This window comes from Streptomyces sp. NPDC102467 (genome assembly GCF_044765445.1).
In the GTDB taxonomy this organism is placed as follows: Bacteria; Actinomycetota; Actinomycetes; order Streptomycetales; family Streptomycetaceae; genus Streptomyces.
In genome coordinates this window covers 20,726-32,025 of record NZ_JBIWKA010000034.1, presented here as the reverse complement: position 1 = coordinate 32,025, position 11,300 = coordinate 20,726, and the positions used below count along the sequence as shown (strand labels likewise).

At 69.3% G+C, this 11,300-nt stretch carries 10 protein-coding genes and 1 pseudogene; 6 read left to right on the top strand and 5 right to left on the bottom strand.

Annotated elements, in window-relative coordinates:
- Positions 1-631 precede the first annotated feature (631 nt).
- Positions 632-1,396, top strand: a complete 765-nt coding sequence (locus tag ACIREE_RS40555; protein ID WP_404164298.1) for a hypothetical protein — start codon at positions 632-634, stop codon at positions 1,394-1,396.
- Between the two features lie 531 nt (positions 1,397-1,927).
- Here the strand turns inward: ACIREE_RS40555 and ACIREE_RS40550 are convergent.
- Positions 1,928-2,830 carry a LysR family transcriptional regulator gene (locus tag ACIREE_RS40550; protein ID WP_404164296.1) on the bottom strand — a complete coding sequence of 301 codons (903 nt, stop codon included), beginning with the start codon at positions 2,828-2,830 and terminating at the stop codon, positions 1,928-1,930.
- Positions 2,831-2,932: 102 nt separating this feature from the next.
- Here ACIREE_RS40550 and ACIREE_RS40545 point away from each other — a divergent pair, with 102 nt between their 5' ends.
- The 3 genes and pseudogenes from ACIREE_RS40545 (at position 2,933) to ACIREE_RS40535 (ending at position 5,159) form a co-directional block, all read left to right on the top strand.
- The gene (locus tag ACIREE_RS40545) at positions 2,933-3,763 is read left to right on the top strand and encodes an oxidoreductase (RefSeq protein WP_404164294.1); all 831 of its coding nucleotides are present in this window, start codon (positions 2,933-2,935) and stop codon (positions 3,761-3,763) included.
- A 278-nt stretch (positions 3,764-4,041) separates the two neighbouring features.
- Positions 4,042-4,494 (top strand): annotated as a pseudogene (locus ACIREE_RS40540) (transposase); the annotation flags it as partial.
- Between the two features lie 503 nt (positions 4,495-4,997).
- Complete coding sequence (locus tag ACIREE_RS40535) at positions 4,998-5,159, top strand: hypothetical protein (RefSeq protein WP_404164292.1); 162 nt, start codon at positions 4,998-5,000, stop codon at positions 5,157-5,159.
- A gap of 80 nt (positions 5,160-5,239) precedes the next feature.
- On the opposite strand, the gene ACIREE_RS40530 is transcribed toward ACIREE_RS40535, so the two are convergent.
- A complete protein-coding gene (locus tag ACIREE_RS40530; protein WP_404164290.1) occupies positions 5,240-6,466 on the bottom strand; it encodes an MFS transporter in 1,227 nt (408 codons plus the stop codon).
- A 55-nt stretch (positions 6,467-6,521) separates the two neighbouring features.
- Between ACIREE_RS40530 and ACIREE_RS40525 the strand changes: the two genes are divergently transcribed.
- Positions 6,522-6,884 (top strand): winged helix-turn-helix transcriptional regulator, encoded by a 363-nt coding sequence (locus ACIREE_RS40525; protein ID WP_404164288.1) that lies wholly within the window; start codon positions 6,522-6,524, stop codon positions 6,882-6,884.
- Positions 6,885-6,897: 13 nt separating this feature from the next.
- On the opposite strand, the gene ACIREE_RS40520 is transcribed toward ACIREE_RS40525, so the two are convergent.
- Positions 6,898-7,023, bottom strand: a complete 126-nt coding sequence (locus tag ACIREE_RS40520) for a hypothetical protein (RefSeq protein ID WP_404164286.1) — start codon at positions 7,021-7,023, stop codon at positions 6,898-6,900.
- Between the two features lie 701 nt (positions 7,024-7,724).
- Between ACIREE_RS40520 and ACIREE_RS40515 the strand changes: the two genes are divergently transcribed.
- A complete protein-coding gene (locus ACIREE_RS40515; RefSeq protein ID WP_404164284.1) occupies positions 7,725-7,955 on the top strand; it encodes a hypothetical protein in 231 nt (76 codons plus the stop codon).
- Between the two features lie 1,027 nt (positions 7,956-8,982).
- On the opposite strand, the gene ACIREE_RS40510 is transcribed toward ACIREE_RS40515, so the two are convergent.
- Positions 8,983-9,267 (bottom strand): hypothetical protein, encoded by a 285-nt coding sequence (locus ACIREE_RS40510; RefSeq protein WP_404164283.1) that lies wholly within the window; start codon positions 9,265-9,267, stop codon positions 8,983-8,985.
- Positions 9,268-9,837: 570 nt separating this feature from the next.
- Positions 9,838-11,199 carry a UDP-N-acetylmuramoyl-tripeptide--D-alanyl-D-alanine ligase gene (murF, locus tag ACIREE_RS40505; protein WP_404164281.1) on the bottom strand — a complete coding sequence of 454 codons (1,362 nt, stop codon included), beginning with the start codon at positions 11,197-11,199 and terminating at the stop codon, positions 9,838-9,840.
- Between the last annotated feature and the right edge of the window lie 101 nt (positions 11,200-11,300).

Here is an 11,300-nt window from a genome sequence, read left to right as displayed (position 1 = left end):
GCAATCGGTGTCGGTGTCGCTGTTTCCCTGGTACGACTACGACTCTGCCCGGCGCCACTAACGTCCGGTCGCCGACCGCTAACGCCTCACTAACGCCCAACAACTGCGCGGCTGTCGCCCACAGCGCGAAGGGCGCACCAGGAGCCGGGATGAGCACCTCGCGCTTGCCGCAGGCTTACGTCTTGGACGGCTTCCTTGAGCTTGCGATCTCCGTGCTTCAGCGCCCCCGTGGTCCTGACCGTGCTCGCCGCGGGCGCCTGGCTCCTACTGGTCGCCGGTCGCTCACCCGCGGCCGCCCGCGCCGTGCGGACCGCCCGTCGGCCGCGACGAAGGAACTGGCTGCGCCGCGCGTATGGATGCATGGCGTGGAGAGCTTCAACAAGACCTTCGCGGGATCGTGGCGAAGGCGACCCAGAACAGGCTGCCCGTCTCCGAGCGCACCCTGCGCCGCGTACTGACAGGCCATCGGCCCTCCCATGAGCAGACACCGCAGGCCGTGTTCGTAGAAGGCGAAGATCGCCTGATGCCCGATCGTGATCCACGGATGTACAACCCCGCGTGAATCCCGGCTGTCTGAATGGCGCCGGAGGATGAGCCTTCGGCGCCTTTCGGTACAGAGATCGGGGATCTGGTGGGGAAGAACGTTTGGAGAGCTGTCGTGGCCGGTGGCGCGGCGGCGGTGTTCACGGCGATGGCCGCGGGGCCGGCCGGGGCGGCCGAGGGCGGGGTCTCGTTCACCCGTGTCCAGGTGAACGGCGGCAAGCCGATCGTGATCGGAGTGTCGAACGAGGCCGCGGCGCCCACGTCCTTCCGGATGGCCACCACCAAGAAGTGGAAGTGGCCGGCGGTGTTCCTGTACCGCGGCAATACGAGTGAGCGACTGTGGCACGCCATCGACACGAGCGACTGCATCAGGGTGAGCTCGGGCGTCTGCGACTTCCACGAGACGATGTACTTCGACCCGAGCGAGTGGGACATGCACAACAGCGAGGCCGGAGCCTGGAAGGTGGCGGCCGAGGTGTACTTCCAGGGCGGAGGCGGTGACACCGATGACGAGGGCGTCACGGTGTACGTCAAGCGCAACTCCCGCCTGACCGTGAACGCTGCGCCCGAGCCGGTGGCCAAGGGCAGAACCATCACCGTGACCGGCAAGGTCACGCGGGCCAACTGGGAGACGAGGAAGTACGCTTCCTACGGAGGCCGCCTGGTAAGCCTGCAGTTCAAGGCCACCGGAACCACCTCTTACACCACGGTGAAAAAGGTGTACGCGAACGGCTCGGGCAATCTCAGGACCACCGTGAAGGCATCCAAGACAGGCACGTGGCGCTGGGTGTACTACGGCAACACCACCACCGGGCCCTCGACTTCGGCCGGAGACAACGTCGTAGTGAGGTAAGCCCCCCTGGGCCGGCTCCCGACCTGCTCGGCATCCAGCTCATACCTGGGGCCCTGTGACCGGGGCCAGGCGGGTGCGCGGCTGATGAGTGGGGGCATGGCTACAACAGCACCGCGTTGCGGATCTCCCGAAAACCTGTGCCCTGCGTCGCCTCAACTCGCCCCCACGGCGGGCTGCGCTCCCCCGCCGGGCGGCCGGCGTCAGCGTCGGCGCACTCGCCTACGCCATACAAGCTCTCGCACCTCGTGCGTCTGCTCCCGCGACAACGGCCCGCCCGGACCGGCCTCCCGCCTCCTCCCACCAGCGCCACCACTACGCCGGGAACGGAGTTGGAACATCCATGGGGTGCGGCCGCCGTCGCACGCGCCGACGCCGCCGTGCGTCCCTGTCGCCATACTTGCGACCGAGGCTCACGCGGTCCTCGACCCCATCCGCCGCACGATGCAGACGGTCGCGGTCGCCGAACTGGACATGCGGGCGAACCCCGCATCGGCGACCCTCGCCCCTGCCGACGCGGAGCAGCAGCCTGCCTTACCTGCTGATCGTGGCCCGGCATGCTTCGGCGTACGCCCGTACAAGCGGCCGGTGTTCGTCCTCGCGACGCCAGGCCAGGGCGTAGCGGCTGGCGCTGATACCCCTCACCGGGCGGGTGGTGACGCCGCCCAGGGTGATCAGCGGGGCGTTGCCCGCCGCCACCAGACAGATGCCCAGGCCCGCGATCAGGGCCTCGTACGTCTCCTCAGTGCTGGCGATCCGGGCGCCGATGCGGGGTGGGCGGCCGGCACGGGCGTCCAGGGCCAACCAGTAGTCCCGCAGCGTGCCTGCGCTTCGGGGCAGGGCGAGGAAGGGTTCGTCGACCAGATCCGCGAAGTCGATCTCGGCGCGGGTGGCGAGCGGATGCGTGTCGGGGAGGGCGACCAGGCGGGGTTCCTCGGCGACCACCACCCGGTTGTAGCGTTTCTCGTCGGGCAGCGGCAGCCAGACGAAGGCGACATCGGCGCTGCCGTCGGCCAGGCCGGCCGTCGGGTCCTCCCAACTCACTTGGCGCAGCCGGGCCGTGGCCTGCGGATGCGTGGCACTGAATCGGGAGCGGACGGCCGGGAGCAGGCCGCCCCGGCCCGGACTGGTGCTCATGCCCACCATGAGCGTGCTGCGCTGCTCGGCCTTGACCGCCTCGACCGCGGCCGCGCTTTTCTCCCATGCTGCCAGCACCTTCCGCGCATGCGGTAACAGGGCCTCGCCCACGGCCGTCAGGGCCACCCCGTGCCGGTCACGACGGAACAGCTCCGCACCCAACTGCAGCTCCAGCGCCCGAATCTGTTTGCTCAGGGCGGGCTGCGACACGTACAGCCGCTCGGCGGCACGCGTGAAGTGCAGGTCCTCGGCGACGGCGACGAAGTAGCGGAGGTCTCGGGCGTGGACGTCCATGGTCATAACCGTTGGTTATCACGGAGGGTCTTGGACGGGCAACGCCTTCGGCGGCAGCCTGGTGGGCGTCAGGAGATACGAAACCTACTCAAGCCACGGGGAGTTGCCGTGAACAAGGTATGGCTGGTGACGGGTGCGAGCAGCGGATTCGGGCGGGTGATCACGCAGGCGGCCGTCGCCGCCGGCGATGTGGTGGTCGGCGCGGCCCGGCGTCCGGAGGCGCTGGACGATCTGGTGGCCGCGCATCCCGACCAAGTGGAGGCGCTGCGCCTGGACGTCACCGACGCGGCCGCGATCGAGGACGCCGTACGGGACATCGTGGCCCGGTACGGGCGGATCGACGTTCTGGTGAACAACGCGGGTCGCACGCACGTCGGCGCTGTCGAGGAGACGACGGATGAGGAGTTGCGCGAACTTTTCGACCTGCATTTCTTCGGCCCTGCGGCCCTGGTGCGGGCGGTGCTGCCGCACATGCGGGAGCGGCACTCGGGCGCGATCGTGCAGATGAGCAGCATGGGCGGGCAGATGTCCTTCGCCGGCTTCGGCGCGTACAGCGGGACCAAGTTCGCCCTGGAGGGCATGTCCGAGGCGCTTGCGGACGAGGTGCGGGAGTTCGGCATCAAAGTGCTGATCGTGGAGCCGGGCGCGTTTCGAACCTCGCTGTTCGAGACGGGCCGGGCCGGGATCAGCACGGACAGCGGGCTGTACCCCAAGGTGGAGGGGACCCGCGCGGCCGTGGCCGGCGGGGGCGGCTCACAGCCCGGCGACCCGAGCAAGGCGGCGGCGGTCATCCTGGCCGCGCTGGAGGCGGAGAATACCCCACTGCGGCTGCCGCTCGGCGACGACGGGGTGAGCGCCGTCCTTGCCCACGCCGACCAGGTCCGGGAGGACGTCGTCGCCTGGGAGAAGCAGTCCAGGGCCACGGCCTTCGACGCCTGAGACGGATCGACCGGCGCCACGATCCGATCAGCATCAAGGCGGTCACGGAAGCTGACCCGAGTCTCCGCCGAGAGCGCGGCTACGGAAGCGGGCCACGGTCATCAGTCGAGCAATGCACATTGCCTGCGGATCGACTCGGGAGGGCACACGCGGAGGCCGTGCCTTCCCGAGTGATCGAATGACTGGTATCGAGTAGGCCGGCGTTGCCGCGCGGGTCAGGAAGGTACGCCCGTGCTCAGCGTAGTGAACGCCGAGGGCGCCACGCCGACGGATCGTCCCTGATCGACGCGATCGTCCGTGAGGGTGCACGGCGGATGCCGGCCGCCGCGTTAGAGGCGGAAGTCCCCGCGTCTATAGCCGAGTTGCCCGATCAGCGAGACGGGAGGGGTCACCGTCTGGTCGTGCGCAACGGCTATCACCGGCCGCGCAAGGTGACGACGGCAGCCGGCACGGTCGAGGTGAAGGCGCCGCGGGTGAATGACACGCGCGTCGATGAGGAGACGGGCGAGGGCAGACGGTTCTCTTCGGCGATCCTGCCGCCGTGGTGCCGCAAGTCGCCGAAGATCGGTGAGGTGCTGCCGTTGCTCTATCTGCACGGCCTGCCCTCAGGGGACTCCGTGCCCGCCGTGGAGAAGTTCCTGGGCAGCTCGGCCGGGCTCTCCCCGGCCACGGCCACCCGGATCACACAGCGGTGGCAGGCCGACCACGCCTCGTTCATGGACCATGACCTGCTGGCCCCGTTCACGCCTGCGCCCGCCGGGGCATGCGCGCCCCTGTCCTAGCGGTCGGGGAGAGAGATCTTTGACGGTCGGGTGATCTCACAGGAGTCAGCGTCTGATTGCCATGGCTGAGGGGCACTGTCCTCACGGCGGCAGCCCTGGCCGCCGCCGCTGTGACCCTGTCGGCCCCGCGGCCCGGGCCACCAGCCACCAACTACGAGCCACCAGCCACCAGCCACTGTTCCGTGGAAGCGTTGCCCGTGCGGTGATCGTCCATGGCCCACGGATCACTGGTCTGGCCAGGAACGTGATCGTTAAACTCGTCTACAAGCTGGTCCTCGTCGACCGGCTGCTCGCCACGCTCTTCCACCGCCGTCACGGGTCACGCACGCCGTAATGGCCTGCTGCTTCGGGGTGAACCGCTCCACCCACCCGCGCGATCTGCGAAATACGCCCCTTGCCGGCCCAGCGCGGCTGCGTGGTCGAGGCGGCCATCCGGCTGCGCACGCTTGCTGATGTTGTCGACCATCTCGGTGGCAGCGGACAGAGCGGCGTCATCGACGACCACCGAGATCCGCGCTCATCTACCCGCCCAGGGCACCGACGGCCGCGGCCGCTACCTCTCCGGCAAGAGCAAGCAGTACGCGGTGGAAGTCCTGGTCGTCACTGATCACTGATACGCACTCTGCCGCAGCAGGGTGAGCAACGCCCCGCGTGCCCCGTTGCCGTGCCCAGACGCCGCCCATGCACAAGCTCGTCAGACACCCCCGATGCGGTTCTGCGCCGCTGGCACGGCCCTTCCGATTGCGGTGGCGAACGTGGCTCCGAGGATGCTGACGCCAACCAGGGTCAGCCAGATCGCGGCTGCCCCGGTGGACAGCAACCCGGAGAGCGCGACCGGGGCGATCGTTCCTGCGACCGTGACGGCGAGTTGGTTGAGGGCCAAGTACCGGCCGCGGAGCGCGTCTGGGGCGCTCTCCGCGGCAACGGTCGCCGTGACAGGGCCGCCGAGGATCTCGCCGAAGGTATAGCTACCGGTGCCGAGCAACACGACGGCGATCGCGAGGGTTGGCGCAGCCATCCCGTCGGCAGCGAGGAACACGAGGTAGCCGGCCGCAAAGCAGGCGTGGCCGGCTACGAGGACGCGGCTGCGGATCTGCCCGCTGAGCCACCTGACCACGACGCCCTGGCCGAATCCGATCATCAGGGTGTTGAGCGTGAAGACCGCTCCGGCTGTCCAGCCTGGCAGTCCCAGTACGTTCACGGCGTAGACCGGTATCGCGATGTTGAGGGCGAACAACGAGACGGCGAAGCACAGTTGATGTGCGACGAGCGACAGGTATCTACGGTCCCGCAGTACACGCGGCCAGCCTCCAACAGCGTCCTGGCCGGGCTTGCGGCGGGCATTCGGCACGGCCTGCAGCAGGGCGAATGCCGCGATGTAGGACAGGGCGTTGACGACCACGATCGAGGCGTAGCCGCCCTGCGTGCCGATGGTGACGGCAACGGCGGAGAGGAGCCCGCCGAGCGCATAGCCAAGGTTGCGTACCGACCCCAGCAGGCCGAACCAGCGCTCGCGTTGGCCTGGCTCGGCCAGCGCCGTGACGGTCACCCCGTAGCAGCCGAAGAACACCGCCCGGCCGGCGCTGTTCAACCAGGCGCAGAGGGCGATCTGCCAGGCCTGGCCGGCGATGAGGTACCCGGCGAAGCCGAGCGCCTGGGCCAGGTTCGCCGCCTGCAGGACCGGCTTGGCGCCGTACCGGTCGACCAGTCCACCGACCAGCGGGCCCGCCGGGAGCGCCAGCAGCCCGCCGGTCGTCAGCGCTGCGCCCACCTGCACCAGTGTCAGGGAAGTGGTGGCCAGGAAATACAGCATCGACAGGGGGACGAAGACGCCGGTGCCGATCGAGTCGATGACGATGGCCGCGACGAAACGGCGGTGCGGAGCCAACAGAGGATCGGTCACGCGATCGGAGAGAGTCACAGCGCGGACGGTATAGAATCTATACCGGTATCTACAACGCTACCGGGAGGCATACATGGGCAAGGCCTACAACGTCATGGCCGCAACCTGCCCCAGTCGCACCGTCCTGCACCGGATCGGGGCGCGCTGGACCGTGTTCATCGTCAACGCGCTGGACGCCGGCCCGATGCGATTCACCCAACTCAAGGCACACGTACGGGGCATCACACCAAAGGCACTCATCGAGACGCTTCGCGCGATGGAGTACGACGGTCTGATCTCCCGCACGGAAATCCCGGTAAATCCCCCGCACGTCGAGTACGCCCTCACCGACCTCGGCCGGTCACTGCTGATGCCGCTGCGTGCCGTCCGGGAATGGGCCGAGCACCACGTCCCCGACATCGAACGCGCCCGCGCGCAAGCTGACGCGCGACGATGACGTCGCTCGGCGATCAGCCGCCATCGAGCCAGATCAGCGTGGTGACGACGAGCACGATCGCGCCCGTGGGCCAGAACGGCGTTGGGGTGTCGGCGGCCACGTACAGGTTCTCCTCGGCCCGGCCTCTTCCGTCCGTCATGGGCCAGGCATCGTCAGCCGCGGCCGCCGCTAGTGGGCGGTTGCCCGCCTTCCACCGCGGTACGTGATCACCCCGGGTTCTCGCTAGTTCGCAGCACTGCGTCCGGCCCGTCGGCACGAGACGACAGGGCCTCCACATCAGCCAGGCCTCACCCCGCCTCTGACCACGCCCTGCTCGTTGAGCCAGTTCGGGGCCGGCGGGCGGTCGCCGCGGCGCGGGCCCGTTCCGTCTTGCGCCGCTCCCCGTCCGCGATCCAGTTACGTGCGCGGCGGATGGTGTCGTGTGTGACGCCCGGGTTGGCCTTCATGGGGATCAGCGGCCGGACCAGCTCCGCGTAGCGCCGTCGCCCGTGGTGTCGATGACGGCGGGCCCCTTCGCCGGACGCCTTGCCGACCGCGTCTGCGGCAAGTACGTCCTGCTCGCCGGGCTCACCCCTACGCCACCGGGATCATCGCCCTCGCCTGCATTGCCGCGCCGGGCGCCGCCTGGTTCGCGTTCGTGCCAGCCCCGCTGCTGACGGGCCTGGGGGTGGGCTGCACCATCGCCCCGATGTCCGCCGACGCGATGCGGTACGTGCCGCGCCACCTCGCCGGCGCTGCCTCCGGGGTCAACGGCCACCGCGGCGCAGCCGACTGCGGGGCCCCTTACTCATGTGCAGGCGGAACGCGGGCAGTTGAGGGTCTATGAGCCTTCCGAAGCCCGTGAAGTACCTCTTGCTGTTTGTCGTGCTCTATGCGGTCGGCGTGGCCTACTTGCACTTCCGGCCGCGGAACCCGGCTACTTGGGGAGAGGCATGCCTGTTCTCTCTGGTCGTCACCCCTGTCGTGCTGGCGTGGTGGCGGTTTCGAGACTGGATGATGAACCGGGCGCGTGAAGCCGGCGAAGGAATGCGCGAGGCGCGCCGCACGCGAAAGCGAGCGCGAGGCGTCTGAAAGCCTGTCTTTGAACCCCAGTCGTCCGCGCGAAGCGGGTGCAGCAGACGGTCAGGGGGTACCTCCCGCCCGAGCCGTGCGGAGCCGGTTCGAGGGTGGGGGCGCGTGGCCTCGACGTGCGGCGTCGCAGGGGGTTCAAAGACTAGCTCTGAGGGCGCCCTCTGCACGTGGGCCTGCCACCCCGACCACCTCACCGCCCGCGCGCGGGCTGACGCCCGTCGTCGCACTCTCGCCGGATCCCTGGCGCCCCGCCGAACTCGAACTCCACGACTTCGACCCGCTGCTGCTCATACGCACCACGCACCACTACCCGGGCGGGCGAGGTCCCGTCACGCCAGAAGGGCGACGACCGCCGCAATCGTGCCGACTACCCGGCCCCGCCGCCGGTGCTTTGATGAGCAGTAGCGGCGCGTGAACCACCGGCCGGTCTGTTCGACCGGCACCCCGCAGTAACACGTCTGCGGCTCCCGCACACGCTCAATCGAGATCCACCCCATGAGAGGAGGGTACGGCCGACGGCGCGAGCAGCGAGGTTGGACAGCGATGGTCCAGCAGTTCTTCCGGGGCAGGTCCGCCATCAGTCCGAGCAGCAACTTCCCTGCCCGACGCCGGGGTTCGACCGGCTGCATCCTCCCGTGATCCGCGCCACCAGGTCCTCGGACACCGCCTGCCATCAGGCAGGTTCTACGCTGTCCCCCGCGGCCACCGCCCGATCGTTGGTCTTCACACACCGGTGATCATCGATGGCCGCACCCATGCGTGCGCCGGTCTCCACCAGCGAGATCGCAAGACCACTACGGATCTTGGGATCTACGAGTCGAACCAGCGGTACCAAATGGGCGTGCCTACGCCTGCGTACCAGCTCTGGTGAGCGGCACGGCGCTGTTCGGGCGTTGTCAGCGACTCCTCGTGAGCGAGGCGAGCCAGTCGAGATACCACTCCGCGAATGTCGCGGCTCGACCGTCATCGTTGAGCAGCGGGTTCAGGCGATCGCACGTCGCCCGCCCGTCGAACCACAGGGTCCCTCTCATGGGCCCGCTGACCAGGAGGAGTGCGGAGAAGCCGCAGCCGTCGTCGTGAAGAAAGACGGCCCCGGTGACCGAGCGGCTTCGATCGCATCCGCGGCCTCCTGCCAGGCGTTGTGATCAGCTTGATAGACCGCATCGGACAGGTAGTCCTCCCGCTTCGGCCGGCGGTCCCACGCGTCCTCACTTGCCGCCATCGCGGAGTCATGGTCGGGCACAGCGCGCTCGATCACGTAACCGACTATTTCGAAGGCGACCTTCACGGCCACATCGAGCGCACCCTCCACGCCCTCCCGCCCACCTGGGACCCGCCCTCCACACAAGAGGCGCTTGACGCATGTCTGCCTAGCATCGCCCGGGATCACTCCGGATCCTGCACCCGCAGCCATCGAGCAGCTCTTTCCCGCCCCCCTGCCGCACTCCGCACCCCGATACACCGAATTGACGGTGGCCCAGCAGCGGCTGCTGGACGGTCTCGCTGACCATCAGCACGCCTGGGTCATCCGATCGTCCGCCGACCGACTGCGTGAACTCGGCCTTCCCCACTCGCAGGAAGCCCTACGGGCCTTCACCGGAGCGCACCGCACAGCTTGAAGCCCCGCAGCACTGCGCCGCGAGCGGAGGGCTATTCAGGATCGCCAATGGCGGCGATGGCTGTTCGGCGCGATCTGCACGCTCAACGAACGTGACCGCCGAGGATAAGGAACAAGTTGCAGCAGCTCTCATGGTGGGGCTGACCCTTGGGGGCCCCGCGCAGGCGGGGCTTGCTTCAGCGGCCTGACGGCAGAATACGCAGTGCGGGACCCGGCAGGATTTTGAGAGCGCGGCGGTCCGGGCGCTGAGGCCGCGTCGCACGGTTACCCGAGTGCGGCGGCCACCTCGTCGAGGCGGGCGCCGCGCGACGCCTTGACGAGGACGACGTCGCCGCCGGTAAGGATCTCGTGCAGCCAGGCTGCGGCCGCTTGGTTGTCGGGGAACATGAGCGCCCGCTCCCCCGCGGCGTCGGCGACGGGACGGGCGGTTGCGCCGACGACTGCCACCAGGTCGGCGTGTGCGGCCGCGTACTCGCCCACCGCTCGGTGTTCGGCCTCGCTGTCGGCGCCGAGTTCGAGCATCGCGCCGAGTACGGCGATACGGCGGCGGCCTGCGATGGATGCGAGTGTGTCCAGTGCGGCTCGGGTGGAGTCGGGGTTGGCGTTGTAGGAGTCGTTGAGCAGTGTCGCGCCGCAGGCAAGGGTGCGCAGTTCCATACGCCATTTGGACAGTGAGGCGGTGCTGAGGGCCACCGCCGAGGTGACCAGGGGGATGCCGGCTGCGAGCCCCGCCGCGGCGGCCGCCGCCGCGTTGAGTACCTGATGGGCACCCACGAGCGGCAGCGCGACCCGGGCCCAGGCACCGGAGGTGCGCAGCGTGAAGGTCGGCCGGCCCAGGCGGTCGAGGACCATGTCCTGAACACGCACGTCGGCGTGCTCGGCGCGGCCGAAGGTCAGGACCGGCCCGTCGGTCAGCGCGCGCATCGCTGCGACGCGGGGGTCGTCGGCGCTGAGGACGGCGGTGCCGTCGGAGGCGAGGCCGCGCACGAGTTCAGCCTTGGTCCGCGCGATGGCCGCGCGCGAGCCGAACTCCCCGATGTGGGCCTGGCCGACGTTGAGCACGACCGCGACGTCGGGTGCGACCAGCCCGGTGAGGTGGGCGATGTCGCCGACGTGGCGGGCGCCCATTTCCAGGGCGAGGAAGCGGGTGTGCGCGTCGGCGCGCAGCATGGTTATGGGCACGCCGAGTTCATTGTTGTACGAACCGTGTGTGGCGACGGTCGGACCGGCGCCCGAAAGGACCGCGGACAGCAGGTCCTTGGTGCTGGTCTTGCCCTGCGAGCCGGTCACCGCGATGACGGTCAGCCGCTCGCGCAGCCGGGCCACGGAGTGGGCGGCGAGTGTCTGCAGTGCGGCCGGTACGTCGTCGACGACGACGGTGGGCAGCGGTGTCGGCCGAGAGCCGAGCACGGCGGTCGCACGGGTACGAACTGCGTAGTCATGGCCGTCGACGCGCCCACCGGCCATGGCGACGAAGAGACCGCCCGGTTCGCCGTGTCGGCTGTCGAGGACGGCCGGAGCACTCACTGTGACGGTCGCGTCCCCTATGACCCGGCCATCCACGAGCGCGGCGATCTCGGCGAGGGAGAGGGGGTGCGGGGCGGGGGTCGGCTGGCTCTGAGTCATGCTTTCAGTGAAGGCGGCCGGGTGTTGCCGGGGTGTATGCGGTTCTCGATACGCCGGCGATACGTGCTTGGGTTCGGGTGGGGTGCCTGCCCTCGCCGCTC